The following is a 25990-nucleotide window of genomic DNA, read 5'->3' on the forward strand; positions in this document are numbered from 1 at the left end:
CAGGCAGCCTGAAAAGCGTTTTCAGGCTGCCTTGGTTTGTCTTTCCCGTTTCCGAATACCTATGCGCATTATTTCCGCCAATCTCAACGGCATCCGTTCCGCCTACAAAAAAGGCTTTCTCGATTATCTCGCCGCCGCAGAGGCTGATTTCGTCTGCGTGCAGGAACTCAAAGCACAGGAAGCCGATTTGGCCGACGACATGAAACGCCCGCACGGCATGTACGGCGCCTGGCATTGCGCCGAAAAACGCGGCTACAGCGGCGTTGCCCTTTACAGCCGCCGCCAACCCGACCGCGTGCAAACCGGCATCGGCGTGGACGAGTTCGACCGCGAAGGCCGCTTCGTGCGCGCCGATTTCGGCCGCTTAAGCGTGGTGTCGCTCTATCTGCCGTCCGGCAGCAGCGCCCCCGAGCGGCAGGAAGCCAAGTTCCGTTTTCTGGACGTTTTCTACCCGATGCTCGATGCCATGCACGGCGAAGGGCGCGACATCGTCATCTGCGGCGACTGGAACATCGCCCACCAAAACATCGACCTGAAAAACTGGAAAGGCAACCAGAAAAATTCCGGCTTCCTGCCCGAAGAGCGCGAATGGATGGGCAAAGTCATCAACGAATTGGGCTGGCACGACACTTGGCGCGAGCTGTATCCCGAAGCGCCCGGCTACACCTGGTGGAGCAACCGCGGCCAGGCCTATGCCAAAGACGTCGGCTGGCGCATCGACTACCAGATGGCCACGCCGAACCTGGCCGCCGCCGTCCGCAGCGCGTCGGTTTACAAAGACGAGCGTTTTTCCGACCACGCGCCTTTGGTGGTCGATTACGACTATTCCCTATAAAGCCCGCCCGCGCGTTTCAGGCTGCCTGAAACGCGCGGGCGCTTTGTCCACGCCAAGCCCCAACCCAGCCATGCATTTTTCCGATCTCGAAAGCCTGACCCTGCTGATTGTGCGCGACGCCGGCGAGCCCGCGCTGTGGAGCGAGCGCTGGGAATACAGCTATCCGATGGTGCAGAGCACCGCCTGCTCGGCTGCCCAAAGCATCGAGCAATGGCAGCGCGGCGTTCAGGCTGCTTTTGCCGCCATCCGCGGCAACGGCGCGGTGATGCTGGTGGCCTACGGAGCCGGTGCGCTGGCCGCCGCCGCGTGGTATTACCAAACCGACACCGCCGCCCAGCGCCGTGTTGCCGGCGTGATTTTGGTGTCGCCGTCGCGCGAAGCCTGGCAGGACGACGAGTACCACACTCTTGCGCGCTGCCGTTTCAACTGCAAAACCGCGCTGGTTATCGGCAGCGGCGACGAGCGCAGCCCCGAAGCCTGGGCGCGGCAGCAGGCCGAACAATGGCGCGCCCGCCTGCTGGTATCGCCGCATACGGGGCGTTTGAACGGCGAAATGGGCGGCTGGCAGTGGGGCATGCGGCTGATGCAGGAAATGCTGATTTATTAGACTTTATTAGGCGCGGCGGGAGCAGATTTGCCGTTTGCGTGCAGCGCCGGCGCGAAAAAGCAGCCTGAAAAAAGCGGCAGCCGTTTTCAGGCTGCCGCTGGGCAAAGAAATCATTGGCGCACCCGACTGGGATCGAACCAGCGACCTTCAGCTTCGGAAACTGACGCTCTTCCAACTGAGCTACGGGTACCGCGCAAAACGGGCGCAAGAATACCCGAAAAAACGCCGTTTGGCAAAAAAGCCTGCGCTCGCCGCCCGTATTTTCAGGCTGCCGCCGCCCTGTTTTTTTGATGCACGCCAAAATTTCCGATTGGAAAGGCAAGGCGGATTGAGTATAATCGCGAAAATTCATGTTAATGTAAATTAACTTATACAAAGAAGCCGCAACCGCTTTGCCGGCCGGCTTTGCAGAACACTCCACAATTACCAAAACGGTGAGGCCCGATTAAATGAAGAACCCGAAAAAACAAGCGCAAGGTTCGGCGCTGATTACCCTGCTGGGCGGCATCCTGATTCTGATAGCCGTGCTGTTCCTGCTGGTCAAACTTGCCACCACCAAATACGAAGGCGACGTTGCCGAAACCACCGAAGATGCCACCGAAACCCGCATCATGCCCGTCGGCCGCCTGGTAGAGGGCGACGGTACCGAGCCCGGCCAGCGTACCGGCCAGCAGGTGTTCGACAAAGTCTGCGTCCAATGCCACGCCGCCGACGCATCCACCGCCTTCTCGCCCAAAATCACCCACAACGACCAATGGGCGCCGCGCATCGCCAAAGGCTTTGACGCCCTGCTCAACAGCGCCATCAACGGCTTTAGCGGCCCCGAAGGCGGCAATATGCCCGCCAAAGGCGGCGCGTCCGACCTGACCGACGAAGAAGTCGCCCGCGCATTGGTTTACATGGCCAACAAATCCGGCGCCAACTTCAGCGAACCGCAGGCCGGCGGCGCAGCCACCGCTGCCGCATCCGACAGCGCCGCTTCAGGCGCCACCGCCGATGCTGGTGCCGCCGGCGAAGCGCCCAAAGCCGAAGGTAAAGCAGAAGCCAAAGCCGAAGGCAAAGCGGATGCCGCACCCAAAGCCGATGCCGCCGCCGGCAAAGCCATTTTCGACAAAACCTGCTTCGCCTGCCACGGCGCATCGTCCGCCATTCCCAATATCCCGCGCATTACCCACAAAGACGAATGGGCGCCGCGCCTGAAAGCGGGCAAAGACACCGTGTACAAACACGCCATCTCCGGCTTCAACGCCATGCCCGCCCGCGGCGGCAATCCGGATTTGAGCGACGACGAAGTCAAAGCCGCAGTCGAGTACATGCTTAAAGAATCCGGCCTGTAAAGGCAGCCTGAAAAAGCAAATAAAGCGCAATCCTTGGTGGTTGCGCTTTATCTGTAAGCAGCTTTCAGGCAGCCTGAAAACCGTTTGTCCGTTATCAAGACCGCCGCAGCGGCAGGCAGCCTGAAACGCCCGCCAAGCGGCACCCGCAATCCCGTTCACAACTGATCAAAGGAAAAACCATGAACAAAGCACTTACCGGCAGCCTGATCGGCATCGTTCTAATCGGCGGCGGTCTCGCCGGCGGCAGCTACTATATGGGCAGCCGGCTCGAAGACAGCTACCGCAACAGCTTTAATCTCAACGACAAACGTTTCGCCGTCAAACTCAATAACTTCTCTATGGGCCCCCTGTCCGGCAAAGCCGCGTGGACGGGCGAAATCACCCCCGATTTGTGCGATCCCAGCCTGAAATTCATCGTCCGCGGCGAAGACATCCTGCACCGCAGTCTTACCGGCTACCGCGTCGAATCGAAAATCTATCTGGTGCGCCCCAAAGACAACAGCGCAGTTTTGCTGTTTGACACCGATACCGCTATCGGCTGGACGGGCGATATCGACGGCAGCCTGAAAGTGCCCGCCGGCAGCCATGCCGACGGCAAACCGGCGATGAACAGCGAAGGCGATTTGGCCGTTACCCGCGACGACTTTCGCATCGAATGGCAGCAAATCAGCGGCCGTTTCAAAGGCGGGCGCCAAGATGGCGAAACCGAAATCCGCTCCTTCGAGCTGAGTATGCCCCTGGTGAAAATCAGCCAGGCAGGCAGGGATAGCGCCGAGTTTGAACTGAAAAACCTGAATTACTACAACGATATCGGCATCAGTACCTTCGGCAGCCGTCCGGTATCGGGCAGCGACAAACTCGATATCGAATCCTTCAGCTTCACCAACAGCAGCGGCGATATGCGTTTGAGCAACCTGAAAATGGGCGGCACGCAAACCGCCGACGGCAAAACCCTGTCCTACAATTGGAACGGCGACATCGGCCGCTTTTCTTTTGGCAGCAGCGACCAGTTCGGCAGAGGGCGCTATTCCATCGACAAAATCCATTTAAACAGCCACATCAAGGGTCTGAACATCGCCGCGCTGGAAAAACTGCACGCGCTGCTCAAGCGCCAAAGCCAGACCTGCGTGCCGCATGAAGAGCAGACGCGGGCGATGCAGGACTTTATCGTCGAGCTGGCCAAAAACGGCGTAAGCGCCGAATCTAAAGGCAACCAGCTGTCCTTCAACGGCGGCACCGCCACCGCCGAGGCCCAAGCCAGCCTGCCCGCCGGCGACTACACCGCGGAAAACCTCCCGAGCAAAGCATGGGAAGCCCTACGCTACAGCGCCCGCGCCAGCATCGATAAAAAACTGATCCGAGAAATCGCCAGACTCGAGAAAAAAGGCCAAGAACCCAGCGACGAAGAAATCGCCAAAGCCGTTGCAGAAATCGTCACACTCACCGGCGGCCGCGAAGAGGGCGACAAAATCGTGATGTCGATCGAGAAGCAGTAAAAGCAAGCAGACAAAAGCAGCCTGAAACGGTTCGGATGCCGTTTCAGGCTGCTTTTTGCCGTTGCGCACAAAGGCGGTGCGGCTTTTCAGGCTGCCCTTTGGGCAGTCTTTTTTGTTTTTAGCGGATAGCTTGGGTGGCAAAGCCAACATCAGCAGGGGGTTGCGCTGCATTGTTGGGTCTTGACCCAAGCCGCAATACCGCCAGACGGTGCGCGGTGCGCACCCTACAGCCGGACGGCAACGGTGCAAACGGCAGCGGGTACGCCCCGCGCACCGAAAACGGTGCCGCCTTATCGCCTTTATCCCATTCCAAACCCGAAAAAGGCAGCCTGAATACGCCAAACTGCCTGCAAACGGTGCTCCCTCTCCCGTCAAAACGGGGGAGGGCTGGGGTGGGGGCAAACGTTTGCGCTGCACAAACCAGCGTTTCTGTCGAAACGCCCCCACCCCAACCCCCCCGCGCTTGGGCGCAGGGGAGGGAGCAAAGGGCGCCGCGGGATGGACGGTTTCAGGCTGCTTTGCTTTGGGTCGCCGTCTGAAAGGCAGTCTGAAAGGTTTTTCAGGCTGCTTTTTGCTGTTTTGTTGCAAGGCAGCCTGAAACTCGTTTCAGCGCTCGGCAAACGCCGTGCCGCGAAACACCCGTTTGGGGTTGCCGCGCTCTACGCGGTACAGCGACTTGTGCGCGTCGGCGGCCTGTCCGGCGGCGTCGGCCTGGCGGCGGGCGGCGAGTTTCAGCGCGAGCAGTTCCAGCGCGCGTTTTTTGTTGGCGTGCTGGCTGCGTTCGCTTTCCACGCGCACGCTGATGCCGCTGGGCGTATGGGTGGCGCGTACGGCGGATTCGGTTTTATTGACGTGCTGGCCGCCTTTGCCGCCGGCGCGGCAGGTTTGGAAAACGATGTCGGCAGGATTGCCTGTATCGTGTTCCGCGCGGTTTTCAGGCAGCCTGAACACGCCGATATACCAGTTTTTGCGCGGATGGCGCGGGCGCAGCGGGCTGTCGCACACCCATTGCAGCGTGCCCTGCCAGCGCTGCGCGGTGTCGTCGGCCAGGCAGCCTGAAAGGCGGACAAGGGCGGAGAGAATGCCGTGCTTGTCGGCGGTTTCTTCAAGCACTTGCGCCGCCGCACCCGCCTGTTCGGCTTCGCGCAGGATTTGCGCCAGCACGAAACGGGCGAAAATGCGGCACTCGGCCGGGCCTTGGGCGGTGGAGATTTGCAGGGTGGCGGCGCCGTTTTCAGGCTGCCTGAACGGGATATTTGGTGTCATCGTCTGCTCCTTTCAGGCTGCTTGGCACGGCTACCGTTTGCGTCGTCGTCGCCTTGGCCGGCGCATTCGCCGCCGGTTTTGTAGGTTAAAACCGGTTTGAAGCGCGCCACCAATTCAATCAGGCTGTGCGCGTGCATGGCGGCGATGATGCTGTCGATGTTTTTGTAGGCCTGCGGGGCTTCTTCATAAACCAGCGCTTTATCGGCGCAGACGACCAGACTGCCGAAGGCGGTGCGGCGCAGGCTGTCGGCGGAGTATTTGTGCGACAGACGGCCTTTGCATTCGCCGCGCTGCCATTTGCGGCCGGCGCCGTGGGCGAGCGAGCGCAGGGCGGTTTCCCGACCGGCGGCGGGGGCGACGAGATAGCTGTAGTCGCCGCGCGAGCCGGGAACCAGCACCAAGCCCTGATCGGCGGGGGTGGCGCCTTTGCGGTGCAGCCAGCCCGCTTCGCCGTCAAACGCGGCGGCTTCAAGGAAGTTGTGGTGCACGTCGAGTAGGCATTCGCCGCTGCTGTGAAGCTTGTGCAGGATGCGTTCGGCAATCAGCAGGCGGTTGGCGCGGGCAAAGGCGAGCGCTGATTGGTGTTCGGCCAGATAGGCTTGGGCGTCGGCGCTGTTGTCGTTCAAACCTTGATGGCCGAATGCTTCAACGTGGCGGCGCAGGATGTCTCCGCCCAGCCCGCGCGAGCCGCTGTGGACGAGCAGTTGCAGCGCGTCGGCACGGAAGTTTTCAGGCAGCAAATCGGTGCGGTAAACGGTATCAACGGTTTGCAGCTCGGCAAAATGGTTGCCGCCGCCGATGGTGCCCAAGGCAGCCTGAAAGGGGGAGTCGGGCAGGATTTCGTTGATCCGCGCCTGCCATTCGCCGCCTAAAGGCGCGTCGATATTGCCGATTTGTTTGGCGAGCTTGGCGGGTTTGCTTTTGGCGGCGGGGACGGCGGTTTGCCAGAAGGCCATGCCGCAGCCGATGTCGCCGCCGATCAGTGCGGGATAAAAACGGCCGACGCTGAAAAAGGCCGCGCCGATCGGGTAGCCGCGGCCGGCGTGCAGATCGGGCATGCCGGCCACGCGGCGCATGGCGGGAAGACGGGCGGTGGTTTCGAGCTGGCGCACGGCATTGCCTTCCAGCCAGGTATCGGGGGTGGAAATTAGGGAGATGTTTGGGATGTGATTGCCCATATCGGTACTTTCCCACGCAGGGGCAGCCTGAAAGCCGTTTTAAAAAACGTCAGGCAGCAAAAACGCGCCGGTTGCGGCGGGTTTTGACCAAGCGTGTGTGAAAAAATTGGGGAAAGCAGCCCGATGCGGGCAGGAAGATGCTGCCTAAGCGGCCGGGCTGCAAAGAATGATTGGGAGACGGTTTGCGTGTTTCATGGCCTGTCCTTTCTTTGCATGGGGTGGGAAAAGGGCGGCATCTTAGGGGCAATGGCGGCGGCGGGCAAGTTTGCGTGGGATTGGGCGGGGGCGAAACGGGTTGGGTTGTCGCGGCAAAGCAGCCTGAAAGCCGCGCCGGTGCTGGGAACGGGCGTTCGGGCGGCGGGTGTGGCGTTTGCGAGACGGTCGCGCCGTGTCGTTGTCGTCCAAGGGGCGGCGCGAAGGGCGGCGCGAAGGGCAGGGCGCTTTTCGCTATAATCCGCCCCTTTAACGATTTTTCAGGCTGCCTGCCACCATGACGCCACACGATCCCTTTGCCTATTTGGAACGGCTGGACGACCCTGCCGTCCAGTCTTTCGCCGCCCAAGCCCATGCCGAAACCCTGTCGCATTTCGCGCGGGGGACGGACTACGAAGCGCTGAAAGCCGACATCACCGCCGTGCTGCAGGACGAAAACCAGATTCCGTTTTGTCAGGAACACCGCGCGCAGATGTACCATTTCCACCAGAGTGCCGAGCATCCGAAAGGCGTGTACCGCGTGTGCAGCGCCGCGTCTTACCGCAGCGGGCTGCCGCAGTGGCGGGTGCTGTTTGACGTGGCGGCCTTCGACGAAATCTTGGGCGACGATGTTTATCTCGACGGCGTGTCGCACTATGTCGAGCAGCCTGAAAAAGTGCTGCTGTCGCTGAGCATTGCCGGCGGCGACACCGCCTATACGCTGGAATTCGATCTGGCCGCCGGCGCGGTGGTGGAAAACGGCTTTCATTTTCCCGCCGGCAAAAGCCACATCGCCTGGCGCGACGAAAACAGCGTGTGGGTCTGCCCCGCGTGGGACGAGCGCCAGCTCACCGAATCGGGCTATCCGCGGCAGGTGTGGCTGCTGCGGCGCGACCAGAGTTTTGCCGAAGCCGAGCCGGTGTACGAAATGGACGCCGCCGGCGTGATGGTGCACGCCTGGCGCTATCTCGACGGCCAGGGCGCGCCGATTGATCTGATCGAATCGTCGCACGGCTTTTTCAGCAAAACCTATTACCAGGTCGGTGCCGATTTGGTGCCGCAGCCGCTCAAGCTGCCTGAAGACTGCGACATCACCGGCTATCTCGGCGGTCGGCTGCTGCTGCACCTGCAAAGCGAATGGCGTCGCGCCAAGCACAGCTATCCGGCGGGCAGTCTGGTGGCGGTCAAACTTTCCAAAGGCCGGCTTGGCGAAGCGGAGCTGCTGTTTGCGCCCAACAATCGCCAGTCGCTCGAAAGCGTGGAAACCACCAAGCGCTTTGTGGTTGCGTCGGTGCTCGACAAGGTTTCAGGCAGCCTGAAAGCCTGGAAGCTGGACGCCGACGGCTGGCACGAGCAAACCCTGCCCGCGCTGCCCCAAGGCGCTTTGGAGCTGACCGATCAGCCGTGGGGCGGCGATGTGCTGTATGTGGCCGCCAGCGATTTTCTCACCCCGCTCACCCTGTTTTCGCTGGATTTGCAGGTGATGGAACTGAGCGTGTTGCGCCGCCAGCCGCAGCAGTTTGACAGCGCCGGCTTGGGCGTCGAGCAGTTTTGGGCGGTATCGGCCGACGGCGAAAACATCCCCTATTACTGGGTCGGCAGCCGCCGCAGCGCCGATACGCCGACGCTGGTTTACGCCTACGGCGGCTTCGGCGTGCCCGAGCTGCCGCACTATCTGGGCAATATCGGCCGTCACTGGCTCGCGCAGGGACACAGCTTTGTGCTGGCTAATGTGCGCGGCGGCGGCGAGTTCGCCCACTGGCACCACGCCGCCCGCCGCGAAAACAAACACAAAAGCACCGACGATCTGCTCGCCGTTATCGCCGATCTGCACCGCCGCGGCCTGTCGTCTCCCAAACGCACCGCCATCCAAGGCGGCAGCAACGGCGGCCTGCTCACCGCATCTGCCTTTGTACGGCAGCCTGAAAGCATCGGCGCGCTGGTGTGCGAAGTGCCGCTGACCGATATGCTGCGCTACCACCGCCTGTCCGCCGGCGCCAGCTGGATAGAAGAATACGGCGACCCCGACGACGAAACTATGCGCCCGCTGCTGGCCACGCTGTCGCCCTACCACAATCTCGATGCCGAACGCCGCTACCCGAGCGCGCTGATTACCACCAGCCTGAGCGACGATCGTGTCCACCCCGCCCACGCCCTGAAGTTCTACGCCCGCCTGCGCCAAAGCCAAAACGCCAATGCCTGGCTCTACGCCCCCGCCGGCGGTGGCCACACCGGCAACGGCACGCAGGAAGAAACCGCCGCCGAGCTGGCCTGCATCCTGCGCTTTCTGCATGAAAGCATCGTCGCCGCCTGATTGCGGCGGACAACAATAAAAGCAGCCTGAAAACCGTTTGCACGGGTTTCAGGCTGCTTGGTTTGGGGATTAGCGGCGGATCTGCCGTTTGCCGCGGGCTGGGGATTGCTTGGCAGCCACCGGTTTTTTGGTGCGATTCATGTTTTGCAGAATCTCCTTCCATTGTCTGCGTTCGTTAACTAAACCAAGCTCTTTAGCATCAAATCTCTCTAAAAAAACCGGCATCCGGTCATCCAAATATTGCATCAGCAGCACAATATCGCGCAGGCTCAAATACACAAAATTGTATTTGCTCTCCGCCAGCGGCAGCTCGGGCACAATAATGGCTTCCAGATATTGGTCTTGATGAAAGCGAAGATTTGCTCCCAAAGCCCACTGCCTGCCGTCTTGATAGGTAATTAAAATAAACAGCCGGTGTTCTATAGACTCAAATTCCGATTGGGGATTGGGATAACGCCAGGCACGGATATGGTTCAGCCTGCCGGCAAATTCGCTAAAGCGCTCGGGTGGCAGAATAAAATGTGCCATATCGCTATACGTATTGTCATTTACCGAAACTTCATCCACCAGCAGATTGGTGCCGGGCGGCAAGCCGATTTCGAATGGCGAATAGCTGTTTTTTACATCAAAAAAACGCTCGACAACTATACCGGTAGGGGGTGGTGCCATTCCGCCGTAAAAAACTTCAATTGACGTAATGCCCTTATCGGTCAGCGGCAGAATCTGCTTGAGCGGTACCGCGTGCTTGGCAAATTCTTCGTTGTTTCTTTTATGCCTGATAAGCGATTGAATATTGTCGCGCGGATGTTTACGCTTTTGCTCTTCCAACTCTTCAAAGCTGGGATACTGCTGCTCGGGCGTGGCCATCAGCTTGTCCCAGGCGGCCATATTGCGGGCGATTTTGGCTTCGTCTGCCGGGTATGCGCTGTTCTGCTTGGGTGCAGACGCAATTTGGGTTTCAGGCTGCCTGCTACTTTCAGGCTGCTTTGTTTCAGCAGCGGCATGTGGAATGCAGACGGCAAGCAAAAGGGCGGTGGCGGATGCGTAAAGCCGGTGGTTCACGGTGTTGCTCCTGATGGTTTGGGGAAAGCCGGATTATAAGTGTTTGGCAGCAGCCTGAAAGCCAAGCAGCCTGAAAACCGCTCCCGTAGGTCGGATTCTCGAATCCGACAGCCGGCCGCAAGGGCGGCATGCGGGTAGGCAAAAGCAATGTCGGATACAAGTATCCGGCCTACGCAGTTTGCAGGGGGCGTACCGCGCACCAAAAAGCAGCCTGAAAGCCGTTTGCGCGGTTTCAGGCTGCTTTATCGTTTATTGCCGTGCAAACGGCGGAAGGGGTTTTCAGGCTGCTTGGCTTGCGCCGGGCGGACGGTTGTTGCCGTATTCGGACATATCGGCAGCCGGCAGCGCGGCGGCGCGTTCGATTTGTTCGCGCGCGCCGTTTGCCAGCCGCAGTTGCGGCCGCGACTGCTGCAGGCAGTTCCAAGCCTGCTGCCAATCGCGGCAGCTGCCGTGGCGCAGCAGCCAGACCATCGCCACTGCCGCGCTGCGCCCCAAACCCAGCGCGCAGCACAGCAGCACCGCGCTGTCGGTTTGCCGCAGAAAGTTTTGCAGTGCATCAGCGGCGTCACGCAAATCGGCGGCGGGCGGCGGCACGGTATCGAGCATCGGCACGCAGAGATAGTGCGGCGGACGCCACGGTGCGGGCTGTTCGGCGCAGCAATCGACGGCAGCCTGAAAACGCGGCCGCCCGGGCGCGGAGCGCAGCGCGTTCAGGCTGCCCAAATACAGGCGGCCGCCGGCGGCAAACGGCACGCACAGGGGCATCCGTTTGGCGCGCAGCCAGCAGCGCGCGCCCCACAGGGCTGCCAAGCTGTACGGCAGAAATAATAGTTTTGCCGCCGCGGCGGTCGAGCCGTCGGCCTGTTTTTGAAACGCCGCTGCGCCTAAGCCGCCGTAGGCCGCGGCGGCCAGCAGGCAGGAAACCGCCGCCCACAGGCTCCACAGCCATGCGCCGCCGGATAATGCAGGCAGCGCGCACAAAAGGGCGGCGGCCAGGTAAATCCGTGCCGGACGGCGGTAAGCCGCTGAGCGCGCCCGCAGCGGCGAAGTGCCATCCGGCCACAGCCACAGCACCAATGCGCCGAGCAGGGCGCCGCCGGCAAGGTCGATAAAATGATGCTGCCAGGTCGTCAGTACCGACAGCGCAATCAGCGCAAACCATGTCTGCACCGCCGGCCGCCAGCGTTCGGGCAGCCTGAAAAAATAAAAGCGCCCGACAATCCACGCAAACGCCACATGCAGCGACGGTGCCTGGTTGTACGGGCGGTCAAACTCGGCCACCGCAGCAAACAGCATTCCCGCCCAGCCATCCGCTGCAGGTTTGGCGGCGGAAAACTGCAGCGGCAGCAGCAGGAAAAACGGCAGGGCAGTTAGCTGCGCCGTCCACAGCCGCGCCAGATAGCGGTTTTGCTCCGCCTTGCTGCGGCAGAGAAAAAAGGCCAGCGCATACAGCGGCGTGAGTGAAGAGTAGGGCAGAATGCTCCACGCCCAAAACGGTATCCGCGCTTCCCAGCCAAACATAATCTCCGGCACGCCGCCGCGTTGTGCGGCCAGATGGTTGGGCAGGCCGTAGCTCAGGGCAAACAGCAATCCCGTTGCCCCGAGCGCGCACAAAGAGCGGAAAAAAGACGGTTTCATGTTTTCAGGCTGCCGTTTTGTGGATGGATGGACGCGGCAATGTAACACAGCCGGCCGGCAGCCTGAAATTTGTGCCGCATATCATTCTGTTATTGACCGGATGCTTCCAAAAATAATATAATTCCGCTCTTGTCGGCATGGTGTCGGCAAGAATTTTTACTCAACAGGAAAAAGTAAATATGCCTACTATCAACCAATTGGTACGCAAAGGCCGTAAAAAGCCCGTGTACGTAAACAAAGTGCCCGCACTGGAAGCATGCCCGCAGAAGCGCGGCGTGTGCACCCGCGTGTACACCACCACCCCGAAAAAACCGAATTCCGCTTTGCGTAAAGTATGCAAAGTGCGCCTGACCAACGGTTTCGAGGTGATTTCATATATCGGCGGCGAAGGCCACAACCTGCAAGAGCACAGCGTGGTACTAATCCGCGGCGGTCGTGTTAAAGACTTGCCGGGTGTGCGCTACCACACCGTTCGCGGCTCTCTGGACACCGCCGGTGTGAAAGACCGGAAACAAGCCCGTTCCAAATACGGTGCCAAACGCCCGAAATAATCTGTTCAACCAACTGGCACATCGGCAGCCTGAAAGGCTAAGCCGAGTAAGTGAATGCCCCGCTGGGTATTCATGGGTCTGCCCCAACTGAAGATTTTAAGGAATTAAAATGCCAAGACGTAGAGAAGTCCCCAAGCGCGAGATTCTGCCCGATCCGAAATTCGGCAGCGTGGAATTGAGCAAATTCATGAACGTGCTGATGATTGACGGTAAAAAAGCCGTTGCCGAACGCATCGTATACGGCGCGTTGGAACAAATCGCCAAGAAAGTTTCCGACAAAGAAGCCATCGAAGTGTTCAACGAAGCGATTAACAATGCCAAACCCGTGGTGGAAGTGAAAAGCCGCCGCGTCGGCGGTGCCAACTACCAAGTTCCTGTTGAGGTTCGTCCGGCACGCCGTCTGGCTCTGGCAATGCGCTGGGTGCGCGACGCCGCCCGCAAACGCGGTGAAAAATCCATGGATCTGCGTTTGGCCGGCGAGTTGATCGACGCTGCGGAAGGCCGCGGCGGCGCAATGAAAAAACGTGAAGAAGTACACCGCATGGCCGAAGCCAATAAAGCCTTCTCCCATTTCCGTTTCTAATTTGCAAAGGCTGAAAAAATGGCTCGTAAAACTCCGATTGAACTGTACCGCAACATCGGTATTTCCGCGCATATCGACGCGGGTAAAACCACCACTACCGAACGCATCCTGTTCTACACCGGCCTGACCCACAAACTGGGCGAGGTGCACGACGGTGCGGCTACCACCGACTATATGGAACAAGAGCAGGAGCGCGGTATTACCATTACTTCTGCTGCCGTAACTTCCTACTGGTCCGGTATGGCCAAGCAGTTTAAAGAACACCGCTTCAACATTATCGATACCCCCGGACACGTGGACTTTACTGTCGAAGTAGAGCGCTCTATGCGTGTGCTCGACGGTGCGGTAATGGTTTACTGCGCGGTTGGCGGCGTACAGCCGCAGTCTGAAACCGTATGGCGTCAGGCAAACAAATACAAAGTGCCGCGCCTGGCCTTCGTAAACAAAATGGACCGCCAGGGTGCCAACTTCTTCCGCGTGGTTGAGCAGATGAAAACCCGTCTGCGCGCCAACCCTGTGCCGATCGTGATTCCCGTCGGCGCCGAAGACAACTTCGAAGGCGTGGTTGATCTGCTGAAGATGAAAGCGATCATTTGGAATGAAGCTGACAAAGGTACCACCTTTACTTACGGCGACATCCCTGCCGATTTGGTTGCGACTGCCGAAGAATGGCGCCAAAACATGATCGAAGCTGCCGCCGAAGCTAGCGAAGAACTGATGGACAAATACCTGGGTGGCGAAGAGCTGAGCGAAGAAGAAATCGTTTCTGCTCTGCGTCAGCGCACGCTTGCCGGTGAAATCCAGCCGATGCTGTGCGGCTCTGCCTTCAAAAACAAAGGTGTGCAACGCATGCTCGACGCTGTAGTTGAACTGCTGCCTGCCCCGACCGACATTCCGCCGGTTCAGGGCGTAAACCCCAGCAACGACGAAGTCGACAACCGCAAAGCTTCCGACGAAGCTCCGTTCGCCGCTTTGGCATTCAAAATGTTGAACGACAAATACGTCGGCCAGCTCACTTTCATCCGCGTTTACTCCGGCGTCGTCAAATCAGGCGACAGCGTGCTGAACTCGGTTAAAGGTACCCGCGAGCGTATCGGCCGTCTGGTGCAGATGACTGCCGCAGACCGTACCGAGATTGAAGAAGTGCGCGCCGGCGACATCGCCGCTGCAATCGGCCTGAAAGACGTTACCACCGGTGAAACCCTGTGTGCCGAGAACTCTCCTATCATTCTGGAACGAATGGAATTCCCCGAGCCGGTAATCCACATTGCGGTTGAGCCGAAAACCAAGGCCGACCAAGAGAAAATGGGTATCGCCCTGAACCGTCTGGCCAAAGAAGACCCGTCTTTCCGCGTGCGTACCGACGAAGAATCCGGCCAAACCATTATTTCCGGTATGGGCGAATTGCACTTGGAAATCATCGTCGACCGTATGAAACGCGAATTCGGCGTGGAAGCCAACGTGGGCGCTCCGCAAGTGGCCTACCGCGAAACCATTCGCAAAGAAGTCGAATCCGAAGCCAAACACGTCAAACAGTCCGGCGGTAAAGGCCAATACGGTCACGTTGTGATCAAAATGGAACCGATGGAACCCGGTGGCGCAGGCTACGAGTTTATCGACGAAATCAAAGGCGGCGTGATTCCGCGCGAATTCATTCCGTCTTGCGACAAAGGTATTCGCGACACCCTGCCTAACGGCATCGTGGCCGGCTATCCGGTTGTGGACGTACGCATCCGTCTGATTTTCGGTTCCTACCATGACGTGGACTCTTCGCAGATCGCGTTTGAGCTGGCTGCTTCCATGGCTTTCAAAGAAGGCATGAAAAAAGCCAACCCCGTTCTGCTTGAGCCGATTATGGCCGTTGAAGTGGAAACGCCTGAAGACTATATGGGCGACGTGATGGGTGACTTGAACCGTCGTCGCGGTATTGTCTTGGGTATGGATGACGACGGTATCGGCGGCAAAAAAGTCCGTGCCGAAGTGCCGCTGGCAGAAATGTTCGGTTACTCCACCGACCTTCGCTCTGCCACCCAAGGCCGCGCCACCTACTCTATGGAATTTGCCAAATACGCTGAAGCGCCGGCACACGTCGCCGCCGAAGTAACTGCCGCCCGCAAAGGGTAGCAAACTCCGTCAGGCAGCCTGAAAAGGCAAAATACGTTTCAGGCTGCCTGATATTTGTTCTTTAATGATCTTTATATGAAGGAATTAGCTCATGGCTAAGGAAAAATTCGAACGTAGCAAACCGCACGTAAACGTTGGCACCATCGGTCACGTTGACCATGGTAAAACCACACTGACTGCAGCGCTGACCACCATTCTGGCTGAAAAATTCGGCGGTCAGGCCAAAGGCTACGACCAAATCGACAACGCCCCGGAAGAAAAAGCCCGCGGCATTACCATTAACACTTCCCACGTGGAATATGAAACCGAAGGCCGCCACTACGCCCACGTAGACTGCCCCGGACACGCCGACTACGTGAAAAACATGATTACCGGTGCCGCCCAGATGGACGGTGCAATCCTGGTATGCTCCGCTGCCGACGGCCCCATGCCGCAAACCCGCGAGCACATCCTGCTGGCCCGTCAGGTAGGCGTACCCTACATCATCGTATTCATGAACAAATGCGACATGGTTGACGATGCCGAACTGCTCGAACTGGTAGAAATGGAAATCCGCGACCTGCTCTCCAGCTACGAATTCCCCGGTGACGACATCCCGATCATCCAAGGTTCCGCACTGAAAGCCCTGGAAGGCGATGCCGCATACAAAGAAAAAATCTACGAACTGGCCGCCGCTCTGGACAGCTACATCCCCACTCCCGAACGCGCCGTAGACAAACCCTTCCTGCTGCCGATCGAAGACGTATTCTCCATCTCCGGCCGCGGTACCGTAGTAACCGGCCGCGTAGAGCGCGGTATCATCCACGTTGGCGATGAAATCGAAATCGTCGGTTTGAAAGAAACCCAAAAAACCACCTGTACCGGTGTTGAAATGTTCCGCAAACTGCTGGACGAAGGCCAGGCAGGCGACAACGTCGGCGTACTGCTGCGCGGTACCAAACGCGAAGAAGTCGAGCGCGGTCAAGTATTGGCCAAACCCGGCAGCATCACCCCCCACACCAAATTCAAAGCCGAAGTATACGTACTGAGCAAAGAAGAAGGCGGTCGCCATACCCCGTTCTTCGCCAACTACCGTCCCCAGTTCTACTTCCGTACCACCGACGTAACCGGTGCCGTTACTTTGGAAGAAGGCGTGGAAATGGTAATGCCCGGTGAAAACGTAACCATTACCGTAGAACTGATCGCCCCGATTGCCATGGAAGAAGGTCTGCGTTTCGCCATCCGCGAAGGCGGCCGTACCGTTGGTGCCGGCGTGGTTTCTACTGTAATCGCTTAATCGAAGGATACCGAATCAATGCCAAACCAAAAAATCCGTATCCGTCTGAAAGCCTACGATTACAGCCTGATCGACCGCTCCGCGCAGGAAATTGTTGAAACCGCCAAGCGTACCGGCGCCGTTGTTAAAGGCCCGATTCCGCTGCCGACTAAAATCGAGCGTTTCAACCTGCTGCGTTCTCCCCATGTGAACAAAACTTCGCGTGAACAGCTGGAGATCCGCACCCACCTGCGTCTGATGGACATTGTGGATTGGACCGACAAAACCACCGATGCCCTGATGAAACTGGATCTGCCGGCAGGCGTGGATGTAGAAATCAAAGTCCAATAATTAGTGGCTGAAACAAAAAACCGAACGGGTTTCCCGTTCGGTTTTTTTGTTTGGTAGATGGGTAAAGGGTAAGCGGAGAAAGTAGGGAAGCGATGAACAAATTGACGCACCAATATCCGAAATGTTTACAGAATACGCAGACGTTCAATCCGTTTATCCAAGCTGGGATGCGAGCTCAGCCATGTTTGGGCGTGCTTGGCATCGGATTCGCCGGAGATGCCCATTGTCGTAATATCTTGCCGCAAACAGCCGCCGCGACCACGCAGGCGCTGCAAGGCGCAAATCATTTTCGGCACGCCGACCAAACGGGCGGCGCCAACATCGGCGCGGTATTCGCGCACGCGGCTGAAACGGTAAACGATTACGCTGGCAAAAAAGCCGAAGAAAAACTGAAAACCGAGATAAGCGGCGAAATACACTCCGCCAACCAGCCGTTGACCGGCTCCAAGTTTTGCCGCCATGCGGCTGACGGCATGGGCGGGAAACACCACCACCGTATTCACCACACCCTGCATCAGCGCCAGCGTGAGCATGTCGCCGTTGCCGATATGCGCTACTTCGTGCGCCAGGACCGCTTCCACTTCATCGCGGCTCATATTTTCCAAAAGGCCGGTACTTACCGCAATCAGCGCGCGGTTTCGGCTGCTGCCGGCGGCAAACGCATTCAATTCCGGCGAGTGGTACAGCGCCACTTTGGGCGGCTGCAAATCCCATTGCTGCGACAAATCCCGCACGCATTGCAGCAGCCATATTTCCGTATCGTTTTTTGCTTCGCCAACCACTTGGGCGCCAACCGAATTTTGAGCCAAAGTTTTGGAAAGCAGCACGGATATTAAGGCACTGGCCACCGCCAGCAGTGCAAAATAAAATAGGCTCGAGAGCGTGTTTACACCGCTGCTCCAGCCTAAAAATGCCAATACCGCCCCCAGTTGCAGCATCATCGCGGCAATTGTAGCGGCAAACAGAAAAACGCGTTTCATGTGGCGTGCACCCTGCGGCGGATAACCGCCTATTATGTTTATGGAACAAATTCGACAGCGGCGGATTATGACAACAAATGCCTAGAAAAAACACATGTTTTCGGCAAAACTGTGCAAAGCCGTTTTCAGGCTGCCCCAAAGGGCGAACCCCTTGAAATCGGGTATTGTGCAGTTTTGGGAAGAAGCGGCTGTTAACCGGCTTAATTTTTCTTTACATCATGCCTGAAAACGTAAGGGCTGGGCGGACGATCCGCAAGCCTTTCAGGCTGCTTGGCGGGAAAAGCAGCCTGAAAAAAGCCGTCCGGTTTCCCGAACGGCTGTGGCAGTGTGTGTTTTGGTGTCCTTTTGCGCCTAGCGTACGCCTTTTTTCAGCAAATCTTGATAACCGCCGTGGTTGCTGACTTGGGTGTAACCCATTTTTTTCAGTTCCTGCAATGCGGCTTCGGCACGGCGGCCGCTGCGGCAGTAAAGATTGATGGGCGCGTTTTTATTGGGGCTGACGGCAGCGATTTTGCCGGCGATTTGGTCAACGGGAATATTGACGGCACCCTGGATATGGCCTTCGGCAAACTCTTCAGGCGTGCGCACGTCTATCCAGATGCCTTTGGCTTTGGCCGGCTGTGCGGCGGCCTTGGCGGCGGTTTGCGGCGTGGCCTTCGGTGCGGCTTGGGCAGTGGCAGACAGCGCGGCAACAGCGGCAAGCAGCATCAGGCGGGACATTGTTTTCATGGCGGTTCTCCGTGTGAAGTATGAAACGGCGCGAATTGTAGCGCGGACTGTTTGGCCGTGCCAGCGCAGCCGGTTTTTGCAGGCAGCCTGAAAGCGGCAAATCGGTTTTCAGGCTGCCTGTATGCCGTTGCGTTTTAGCGTTGGCTGTCGATGGCTTCCAGCGCGCGCAGGGCGTAGGTGTAGGCAGCGCCGGCGTTCAGCGAGATGGCGGTGGCCAGTGCGCCGGCGATTTCGCTGTCGGTGGCGCCGGCTTTGGCGGCTTTCTCGGCGTGGACGCTGATGCAGCTTTCGCAGCGGGTGGTGATGGCGACGGCGATCGCAATCAGCTCGCGCGTTTTTTCGTCCAGCGCTTCGGCGGCAGCGGCCTGTTCGAGCGCGCCGTAGGCCTGCAGCATTTTCGGATGGTTTTTGCCCAGCGCGGCAAAAGATTTTTTCACATGGGCGGTGTGTTCGGGCCAGTTGGCAAACATGGTATTTCCTTTCGTGATTGGGTTGACGCTGCGGATTATGGTGATAATCTGCGTATAATAATCTGCAAATCGTCTCAAAGAATGGTGAAAAACGATGGATGTGTTGGACAAACTGGTCGAATTGGCACAACTGGCGGGCAGCGTGGACACCCAATGCCTGTTTCAGGGCGCATGGTATGTGCGCCACGAAGCCAGCCGCGTGCGCGGTGTGGTGCACATCGTTACCCGCGGTTCGGGCTGGATTAAGATCGACGGCGAAAACCAGGCGCGGCTTTTGCAGCAAGGCGACATCGTCTTTTTCCCGCGCACCGCCGGCCATGTGCTCAGCAGCAGCGCCGGCTGCGGCAACTGCGACGACACGGTAGAGAGCAGCCGGCAAGGCGCGTTTACCGTGAAAAGCAGCAGCGGCGAAGGCGGCCAAATGCAGCTTTTCTGCGCCCGTTTCGAATACGAGCAGCAGGCCGAACTGATTGCCGGCCTGCCCGCTATGCTGCGTTTGAATTTGGAAAGTCCCGAACTGTGCTATCTGGTGGAAATGCTCAAGGGTGAAGCCGCCGGCCTGCGGCAGGGTTCGACTTCGGTGGTGAACGCGCTGTCGGCGGTGCTGCTGGTGCTGATGCTGCGCGCCTATCTGGCGCAGGAAGGGCAGGAGCTGCCCGACGGCGTACTCAAAGGCTGGCGCGACAAACGCCTGCGCGGCCTGATCCAAGCGGTGATCGAGCAGCCTGAAAAACCGTGGAACGTTGAAGACATGGCCGCTGCGGCCAAAATGTCGCGCGCCCACCTGATGCGCCTGTTCCGCCAGCAAACCGGCAGCAGCCCGCACGCCTTTGTCAGCCGCATCCGCCTGCAGCAGGCCGCGCTGCTGCTGAAACAGCGTGCCGATTCGGTGCTGTCGATCGCGCTGTCGGTGGGTTTCAGCTCGGAAACCCATTTCGGCAAAGCGTTTAAAAAAGAATACGGCATCTCGCCCGGCCAGTACCGCAAGCAGCCGCAGGAAGCGGTGGCGGACGGCGGCTTTGTGATTTAAACGGCCCATCCGCAGTGGATGGCGGCATGGCGCCGGTGCCAAAAGCAGCTTGAAAGATTTTCAGGCTGCCCAATGCCCGGGTGCTTTGCCGCAGAGCAAAAAGCAGCCTGAAAGCCGCGTATCCGGTTTTCAGGCTGCTTTTTACCGTTTCGGGCTGCGGTTTACACCGGCTTTTGGCCGTCGGTTTCAAACTTGAGCTGCTGGTGGAATTCGCGCGCCTGCCGTTCGGCCTGGCTGCCGAGATCGTCGAGCATCAGGGCGACGTATTCGGGGAAAATGTAGATCGAGCCGAGCTTGGCGCGGGCGGCGTCGGTGGCGGGTTCAAGACTGGGGATGGCGACGCTGCGGTCGATTTCGCCGTCCCAGGGAATGTCGAAACGGCGCTCCTGATAGCGGATGGGCATGAGTTCGCAGGGCTTGCGGTGCAGCAGGATGCACAGTGCTTGGCCGCTGAATACGTCGTAGAGCCAGGCATCGCCGCGGTCGTTGTTGAACAGCAAAAAGGCGGAGGGTTCGGCGGTTTCAAAGCCGGTGGCGGTTACGTAGTCCTGGCCGTCGAGCGTGTGGCGCTCGAGCACGAAGCACTCTTCGGTGAGCGGGGTGCGGCCGTAGCGCTCGCCGGCGGCGTAGCATTCTTGGGCGTGCGACCAATTCTGGTATTTGGCTTCTTTGGCGGCGGCGTTCAGCAAATCGGACATCTGCCCGCCTTGTTTGCTCTGGCGCTTTTTCGCCTGCTTGCGCAGGTGCTCGAGGGTTTCTGCGGTGGTGTGGATGTATTTCATTGGGGTTCCTTTGCGGGTTTTCAGGCAGCCTGAAAGTCGGTTGGGGCTTGATAGGTTTTCAGGCTGCTTTGATACGGGAAAGGCAGCCTGAACAGCGGTTTTCTGTTTTCAGGCTGCCTGTTGGTGCCGGTTTAGGCGTCGATATTCTGTGCCACCAGCGCGTTGTTTTCGATAAAGGCGCGGCGCGGTTCGACTTCGTCGCCCATCAGGGTAACGAACACTTCGTCGGCGGCGATGGCGTCTTCGATGCGCACTTTCAGCAGGCGGCGGACGGTGGGATCCATGGTGGTTTCCCACAGCTGCTCGGGGTTCATCTCGCCCAAGCCTTTGTAGCGCTGGATCATCAGGCCTTTTTGCGCGCCGGCGAGCAGCAGGTCGAGCGCGTCTTCAAAGGAAGCAGCCTGAAGCGGTTCGGCGTCGCCTTTGAATACCTGCAGCGGCGCGGAAAATTCGAGCGCGGCGAGTGCGGCGGCGGTGGAGGAAAGGGTTTGGTAGGCTTTGCTGTCGAGGAATTTCTGGTCGAGATAGCTCACCATCACGTTGCCGTGCAGCTTGCGGGTGATTTTCAGGAAGTGGCCGCCTTCTTGTCCGGCAACATGTTCCAGCGCCACTTCTTCGTGCTGCAGCACGGCGGAGAGCGCGGCGATGGCGGCTTGGGCGGCGGCTTCGTCGGCCAGGCTGACGGCGGGCACGTCCAAGAGCGCGCGCAATACGGCGGCGTCGATCACGCGGCTTTCTTGGGCGATGGTGCTGCGGGCTTTCAGGAATTTGCGCGCGGTTTTGGCCAGCTCGGCGCCTTCAATGACGCGGCCGGCGGATTCGATGCGGGCTTTATCAACGGCCAGACCGAGCAAAAATTCGTCTTTTTCGGCTTCGTCTTTCAGGTAGCGCTCCTGCTTGCCGTGCTTGGCTTTGTAAAGCGGCGGTTGGGCGATGTACACATAGCCGCGCTCAATCAATTCGGGCATCTGGCGGTAGAAGAAGGTTAGGAGCAGGGTGCGGATATGGGCGCCGTCCACGTCGGCATCGGTCATGATGATGATGCGGTGGTAGCGCAGTTTTTCCAGATTAAACTCTTCTTTGCCGATGCTGGTGCCCAGCGCGGTAATCAGGGTGGCGACTTCCTGGCTGGCGAGCATTTTCTCGAAGCGGGCTTTTTCCACGTTCAGGATTTTGCCTTTCAAGGGCAGGATGGCTTGGAATTTGCGGTCGCGCCCTTGCTTGGCGGAACCGCCGGCCGAATCGCCCTCCACCAAGTAAAGCTCGGACAGCGCCGGGTCTTTTTCCTGGCAGTCGGCCAGTTTGCCGGGCAGGCCCAAGCCGTCCATCACGCCTTTGCGGCGGGTGATTTCGCGCGCTTTGCGGGCGGCTTCGCGGGCGCGGGCGGCGTCGATGATTTTGCCGGTGATGATTTTGGCGTCGTTCGGATTTTCTTCGAGAAAGTCGTGCAGCGCGGCGCTCAAAACTTCATTGACCACGGGGCCGATTTCGCTGGACACCAGTTTGTCTTTGGTTTGCGACGAGAATTTGGGATCGGGCAGTTTCACCGACAAAATGCAGGTTAGCCCTTCGCGCATATCGTCGCCGGCGGTTTCGATTTTGGCTTTTTTGGCGATTTCGTTGGCTTCAATGTATTGGTTGATGGTGCGCGTCATCACTTGGCGCAGCGCGGTCAGGTGGGTGCCGCCGTCGCGCTGCGGGATGTTGTTGGTGAAGCACTGCACGTTTTCCTGATAGCTGTCGTTCCACTGCATGGCGCATTCGACGCTCATGCCGTCTTTCTCGCCGAAAGCGTAGAACACTTTGTCGTGCAGCGGCGTTTTGTTGCGGTTCATATACTGCACGAAGCCGGCCACGCCGCCGGAGAAGGCGAAGTTTTCGTGTTTGCCGTCGCGCTTGTCGGTCAGCTCGATGCCGACGCCGTTGTTTAGGAAAGAGAGCTCGCGGATGCGTTTGGCGAGAATGTCGAATTTGTATTCCACCAGGCCGAAGGTGTCTTCGCTGGCGAGAAACTGCACGCGGGTGCCGTGTTTGCCGGCCGGGCAGTCGCCCACCACTTTCAAGGGTTCGACCGCTTCGCCGTTGCGGAATTCGACGAAATGCTCTTTGCCCTCGCGCCAGATGGTCAGCCGCAGCCAGTCGGAGAGTGCATTGACCACCGACACGCCCACGCCGTGCAGGCCGCCGGAGATTTTGTAGCTGTTGTTGTCGAACTTGCCGCCGGCATGCAGCACGGTCATGATCACTTCGGCGGCGGAGCGGCCTTCTTTGGGGTGGATGCCGGTGGGGATGCCGCGGCCGTTGTCTTCGATGGTGATGGAGTTGTCGGAATTGATGGCGACGGTGATTTTGTCGCAGTGGCCGGCCAGCGCTTCGTCGATGGCGTTGTCCAGCACTTCAAACACCATGTGGTGCAGGCCGCTGCCGTCCTGCGTGTCGCCGATATACATGCCCGGGCGCTTGCGCACGGCTTCCAAACCTTCCAATACCTGAATGCTGTCGGCGCCGTATGCGGCGGTTACTGTCTGTTCGGTCATTTTTGTGTCTTTTCCCAAAAAAAAGCCGCCCTCTCAGGCAGCCTGAAAGGGCGGATTATACCCGAATTCGGCAGGCTTTTCAGGCGTGCCAAGGCAGCCTGAAAAGACGGGTGCCGCTTTTTCAGGCTGCTTTGTCGTCTGCGCGATAGGCATCGAGCACCGCCACCGCATCGCGCAGCGACAGGCCGTAATGCTCGCGCAGGGTTTTGATATCGGCAATGCGCCGGCCGCTGAGATGTTCGGCCATCCAACGGCGGGTTTCGTCGGGTGCGGCGTCGAAGCGTTCGCGGGCGCTGCGGGCGGCGGCGCCCAGTTTCCACGCCAGCCACCAGTAGACGGCGTTGGCGGCCAGCAGCACCGCGCCGGCTGCCGGCGTGGCGGCATCGCCGATCCGCCACCACAGGCACAGGGCGGTGATGGTGGCGAGCGAGCAGACGGTTTGCAGTTTCATCATGGCGGCGGGCTTCACGGTTTTTCCTTGTTAAAAACAGGCATGCGGTGATTGTAGTCTTTTCAGGCTGCCTTTGGCAGCGGGCGGCGATGCTGTTAGAATTCCCGCACTTTTGACAGACGGCTTTTATCTGCGGGAGAAAACCATGAAAACCACCACAATGATGCTGTTGGCACTGGCGGCATTGGCCGGCTGCGGCGGCAAATCTTCGGGCAAACTGCCGGCCGTTTGCGCCGATGCGCTGACGCAGTACGCCAAGCTCGACCAGGCGCAATGGAAACAGCTGGATCTGTCGGTGCAGCTGGGTTTGGGCACGGTGCTGGAGCAGGGCGGCGGCAAGGAAAAGGCCGCGCTCTCGGCCTGGCAGCAGAGCATGGCCGACCGCTATGCCGTTACCAAAGACCTGCAGGGGCAGGAAGCGGCCGATGCGATGCTGGAAGAAACCGAAACGCAATGTAAGGAATGGCAGCAGGCGATGCAGTCTGCCCAATAAACCCGCGCCGCCCGCCACCGCAAGCGGGCGGCGGTTTTTGCACAAACGTTTTTCAGGCTGCCCGCATACACAGGCAGCCTGAAAACATCCAAGCGCAACCCAAAGGAAACATCATGCAGACAGAAGCTCTTATCCGCCATATTTCAGGCTGGCTCAAAGACTACGCCGACGGTGCCGGCGTGCGCGGTTACGCCGTCGGTATTTCCGGTGGCGTCGATTCGGCGGTGGTGTCCGCGCTGTGCGCCAGAAGCGGCGTGCAGCTGCTGTGCGTCGATATGCCCATCCGCCAAAAGGCCGACCAGCTCGAGCGCGCCCGCAACCACATCGCCGCGCTGCAACGGCAGTTTTCCAATGTACGTGCCATCAGCGCCGATCTGACGCCGCTGTTTGAAGAGTTCGAGCGCAGCGTGGCGCTGCCGGATGCTAAGCAGCAGGAACTGGCGCTGGCCAACACCCGCTCGCGCCTGCGCATGAGCACGCTTTATTACTACGCCCAAACCCACGGCCTGCTGGTGGCCGGCACCGGCAATAAGGTTGAAGATTTTGGCGTCGGCTTTTTCACCAAATACGGCGACGGCGGCGTCGATGTCAGCCCGATTGCCGATTTGCTCAAATCGCAGGTATACCGGCTGGCCGAAGCGCTGGATGTGTCCGAATCCATCCGCGCCGCCGCGCCGACCGACGGCCTGTGGGACGGTGAGCGCACCGATGAAGAGCAGATGGGCGCGAGCTATCCCGAGCTGGAATGGGCGATGGCGCAGCATGAAGCGGGCAGGGCGCGCGAAGAGTTTGCCGGCCGCCAGCAGCAGGTGTTTGATATTTACACCCGTCTCAACCGCGCCGCCCAGCACAAAATCCAGCCGATACCGGTGTGCCGCATTCCTGCCGAACTGTTGGATTGAACCATGCCGCCCAAAATCGTTTTTTTCGATATCGACGACACGCTCTATCTCAAACACGAGCGCCGCATTCCCGCTTCCACCCGCGATGCACTGCACCAGTTGAACGCGCGCGGCATCATCACCGCCATCGCCACCGGCCGCACCCCCGCCGTGCTGCCCGAGCCAATCCGCCGCCTGATGGACGATACCGGCATGGAGATGTTGGTGGCGGTCAACGGCCAATACGTCGAATACCGCGGCCGGCCGCTGGCGCAGTTTGCCATGCCGCCGGTGCAGGCCGAAGCGGTTTCAGGCAGCCTGAAAGCACACGGCATCAGCCACGGCTTCGTTTCCGCCGAGCGCATCAGCGTGGCGGCCGCCGACGAGCCGCTGCACCGCTCACTCGGCGATCTGGCGATTCCCTATGAAGCGGACAGCGGCCATGTCGGCCGCGAACCGGTATATCAGATGCTGGCCTTTTATCCCGAAAGCCGCGACGCCGAAATTGCCGCGCTGCTGCTGCCGCAGCTGAAAACCGTGCGCTGGCACCCGCAAGGAGTGGACATTATCGAGCGCGCCGGCTCCAAAGCCCGCGGCATCCGCGCCGCCTTGAACGCGCTGGGTTTGGAAATGGCCGACGCCATGGCCTTTGGCGACGGCCTAAACGATCGGGAAATGCTCGAAGCCGTCGGTTTCGGCGTTGCCATGGGCAATGCCCCTGCCGAACTCAAAGCCGTTGCCCGCCACGTCTGCCCCGCCGCCGCAGAAGACGGCATCGCCCGCGGCTTGCGCGAGTTGGGGCTGATCGATTGATGGATCGGCTAAGGCCATAAAACGAAAACACGGCA

Annotated in this window: 24 protein-coding genes and 1 tRNA gene; 14 read left to right on the forward strand and 11 right to left on the reverse strand. The window is 59.3% G+C overall.

Features of this window, described 5'->3' with window-relative positions; genetic code table 11:
• The first annotated feature begins 61 nt into the window (after positions 1 to 61).
• Together OP500_RS01470 and OP500_RS01475 are read left to right on the forward strand one after the other, a co-directional pair.
• On the forward strand, positions 62 to 835 hold the full coding sequence (locus tag OP500_RS01470) for an exodeoxyribonuclease III (protein WP_238745249.1): 774 nt from the start codon (positions 62 to 64) through the stop codon (positions 833 to 835).
• 70 nt (positions 836 to 905) lie between these two features.
• The gene (locus OP500_RS01475) at positions 906 to 1442 is read left to right on the forward strand and encodes an alpha/beta hydrolase (protein ID WP_238745247.1); all 537 of its coding nucleotides are present in this window, start codon (positions 906 to 908) and stop codon (positions 1440 to 1442) included.
• A gap of 114 nt (positions 1443 to 1556) precedes the next feature.
• On the opposite strand, the gene OP500_RS01480 is transcribed toward OP500_RS01475, so the two are convergent.
• Positions 1557 to 1632: transfer RNA gene (locus OP500_RS01480), tRNA-Arg, on the reverse strand.
• Between the two features lie 259 nt (positions 1633 to 1891).
• Between OP500_RS01480 and OP500_RS01485 the strand changes: the two genes are divergently transcribed.
• Both OP500_RS01485 and OP500_RS01490 read left to right on the forward strand, forming a co-directional pair.
• Positions 1892 to 2779: a c-type cytochrome gene (locus OP500_RS01485; protein ID WP_238745245.1), complete on the forward strand. Its 888-nt coding sequence runs from the start codon at positions 1892 to 1894 to the stop codon at positions 2777 to 2779.
• Positions 2780 to 2958: 179 nt separating this feature from the next.
• A complete protein-coding gene (locus tag OP500_RS01490) occupies positions 2959 to 4275 on the forward strand; it encodes a DUF945 family protein (RefSeq protein ID WP_274069968.1) in 1317 nt (438 codons plus the stop codon).
• Between the two features lie 606 nt (positions 4276 to 4881).
• Here the strand turns inward: OP500_RS01490 and prfH are convergent.
• Together prfH and OP500_RS01500 are read right to left on the reverse strand one after the other, a co-directional pair.
• On the reverse strand, positions 4882 to 5541 hold the full coding sequence (gene prfH / locus OP500_RS01495; protein WP_238745241.1) for a peptide chain release factor H: 660 nt from the start codon (positions 5539 to 5541) through the stop codon (positions 4882 to 4884).
• Positions 5538 to 6719, reverse strand: coding sequence for an RNA ligase RtcB family protein (locus OP500_RS01500; protein WP_238745239.1), 1182 nt, complete (start codon positions 6717 to 6719; stop codon positions 5538 to 5540). The genes prfH and OP500_RS01500 overlap by 4 nt, the downstream gene beginning before the upstream one ends.
• Positions 6720 to 7209: 490 nt before the next feature.
• On the opposite strand from OP500_RS01500, the gene OP500_RS01505 reads away from it, so the two are divergent.
• The gene (locus OP500_RS01505) at positions 7210 to 9225 is read left to right on the forward strand and encodes a prolyl oligopeptidase family serine peptidase (protein WP_238745237.1); all 2016 of its coding nucleotides are present in this window, start codon (positions 7210 to 7212) and stop codon (positions 9223 to 9225) included.
• Positions 9226 to 9294: 69 nt separating this feature from the next.
• Here OP500_RS01505 and OP500_RS01510 read toward each other — a convergent pair whose 3' ends face one another.
• Together OP500_RS01510 and OP500_RS01515 are read right to left on the reverse strand one after the other, a co-directional pair.
• Positions 9295 to 10287: a hypothetical protein gene (locus OP500_RS01510; protein ID WP_238745235.1), complete on the reverse strand. Its 993-nt coding sequence runs from the start codon at positions 10285 to 10287 to the stop codon at positions 9295 to 9297.
• A gap of 279 nt (positions 10288 to 10566) precedes the next feature.
• Positions 10567 to 11925, reverse strand: coding sequence for a dual specificity protein phosphatase family protein (locus OP500_RS01515; RefSeq protein ID WP_238745233.1), 1359 nt, complete (start codon positions 11923 to 11925; stop codon positions 10567 to 10569).
• Between the two features lie 179 nt (positions 11926 to 12104).
• Between OP500_RS01515 and rpsL the strand changes: the two genes are divergently transcribed.
• The 5 genes from rpsL (at position 12105) to rpsJ (ending at position 16789) form a co-directional block, all read left to right on the forward strand.
• Positions 12105 to 12476, forward strand: coding sequence for a 30S ribosomal protein S12 (rpsL, locus tag OP500_RS01520; RefSeq protein ID WP_003783497.1), 372 nt, complete (start codon positions 12105 to 12107; stop codon positions 12474 to 12476).
• Between the two features lie 109 nt (positions 12477 to 12585).
• Positions 12586 to 13059 carry a 30S ribosomal protein S7 gene (gene rpsG, locus OP500_RS01525; protein WP_238745231.1) on the forward strand — a complete coding sequence of 158 codons (474 nt, stop codon included), beginning with the start codon at positions 12586 to 12588 and terminating at the stop codon, positions 13057 to 13059.
• 18 nt (positions 13060 to 13077) lie between these two features.
• Positions 13078 to 15183: an elongation factor G gene (gene fusA, locus OP500_RS01530; protein ID WP_238745228.1), complete on the forward strand. Its 2106-nt coding sequence runs from the start codon at positions 13078 to 13080 to the stop codon at positions 15181 to 15183.
• A 91-nt stretch (positions 15184 to 15274) separates the two neighbouring features.
• Positions 15275 to 16459, forward strand: coding sequence for an elongation factor Tu (tuf, locus tag OP500_RS01535; RefSeq protein ID WP_274069969.1), 1185 nt, complete (start codon positions 15275 to 15277; stop codon positions 16457 to 16459).
• 18 nt (positions 16460 to 16477) lie between these two features.
• Complete coding sequence (gene rpsJ, locus OP500_RS01540) at positions 16478 to 16789, forward strand: 30S ribosomal protein S10 (RefSeq protein WP_238745166.1); 312 nt, start codon at positions 16478 to 16480, stop codon at positions 16787 to 16789.
• A gap of 125 nt (positions 16790 to 16914) precedes the next feature.
• Here the strand turns inward: rpsJ and htpX are convergent, their stop codons facing one another.
• The 3 genes from htpX to OP500_RS01555 all read right to left on the reverse strand — a co-directional run bounded on the left by htpX (position 16915) and on the right by OP500_RS01555 (position 18968).
• Complete coding sequence (gene htpX / locus OP500_RS01545) at positions 16915 to 17769, reverse strand: protease HtpX (protein WP_238745164.1); 855 nt, start codon at positions 17767 to 17769, stop codon at positions 16915 to 16917.
• Positions 17770 to 18120: 351 nt separating this feature from the next.
• Complete coding sequence (locus OP500_RS01550) at positions 18121 to 18498, reverse strand: rhodanese-like domain-containing protein (protein WP_238745162.1); 378 nt, start codon at positions 18496 to 18498, stop codon at positions 18121 to 18123.
• A gap of 134 nt (positions 18499 to 18632) precedes the next feature.
• Positions 18633 to 18968 (reverse strand): carboxymuconolactone decarboxylase family protein, encoded by a 336-nt coding sequence (locus OP500_RS01555; protein WP_274069970.1) that lies wholly within the window; start codon positions 18966 to 18968, stop codon positions 18633 to 18635.
• 94 nt (positions 18969 to 19062) lie between these two features.
• Here OP500_RS01555 and OP500_RS01560 point away from each other — a divergent pair, with 94 nt between their 5' ends.
• A complete protein-coding gene (locus tag OP500_RS01560; RefSeq protein ID WP_274069971.1) occupies positions 19063 to 19998 on the forward strand; it encodes an AraC family transcriptional regulator in 936 nt (311 codons plus the stop codon).
• 161 nt (positions 19999 to 20159) lie between these two features.
• Here OP500_RS01560 and OP500_RS01565 read toward each other — a convergent pair whose 3' ends face one another.
• The 3 genes from OP500_RS01565 to OP500_RS01575 all read right to left on the reverse strand — a co-directional run bounded on the left by OP500_RS01565 (position 20160) and on the right by OP500_RS01575 (position 23786).
• On the reverse strand, positions 20160 to 20780 hold the full coding sequence (locus OP500_RS01565) for a hypothetical protein (protein ID WP_238745156.1): 621 nt from the start codon (positions 20778 to 20780) through the stop codon (positions 20160 to 20162).
• 131 nt (positions 20781 to 20911) lie between these two features.
• Positions 20912 to 23317: a DNA topoisomerase (ATP-hydrolyzing) subunit B gene (gene gyrB, locus OP500_RS01570; protein ID WP_274069972.1), complete on the reverse strand. Its 2406-nt coding sequence runs from the start codon at positions 23315 to 23317 to the stop codon at positions 20912 to 20914.
• Between the two features lie 121 nt (positions 23318 to 23438).
• Entirely contained in the window at positions 23439 to 23786 is a 348-nt protein-coding gene (locus tag OP500_RS01575) for a hypothetical protein (RefSeq protein ID WP_238745153.1), read from the reverse strand.
• A gap of 127 nt (positions 23787 to 23913) precedes the next feature.
• Between OP500_RS01575 and OP500_RS01580 the strand changes: the two genes are divergently transcribed.
• From OP500_RS01580 to OP500_RS01590, 3 genes are all read left to right on the forward strand, one after another.
• Complete coding sequence (locus tag OP500_RS01580) at positions 23914 to 24261, forward strand: hypothetical protein (protein WP_238745152.1); 348 nt, start codon at positions 23914 to 23916, stop codon at positions 24259 to 24261.
• 113 nt (positions 24262 to 24374) lie between these two features.
• The gene (nadE, locus tag OP500_RS01585) at positions 24375 to 25163 is read left to right on the forward strand and encodes an NAD(+) synthase (RefSeq protein ID WP_274069973.1); all 789 of its coding nucleotides are present in this window, start codon (positions 24375 to 24377) and stop codon (positions 25161 to 25163) included.
• A 3-nt stretch (positions 25164 to 25166) separates the two neighbouring features.
• The gene (locus tag OP500_RS01590) at positions 25167 to 25955 is read left to right on the forward strand and encodes a Cof-type HAD-IIB family hydrolase (protein WP_274069974.1); all 789 of its coding nucleotides are present in this window, start codon (positions 25167 to 25169) and stop codon (positions 25953 to 25955) included.
• Positions 25956 to 25990: the final 35 nt, after the last annotated feature.

It is taken from the genome of Kingella sp. SNUBH-2017 (genome assembly GCF_028680565.1).
Classification (GTDB): domain Bacteria; phylum Pseudomonadota; class Gammaproteobacteria; order Burkholderiales; family Neisseriaceae; genus Kingella_D; species Kingella_D pumchi.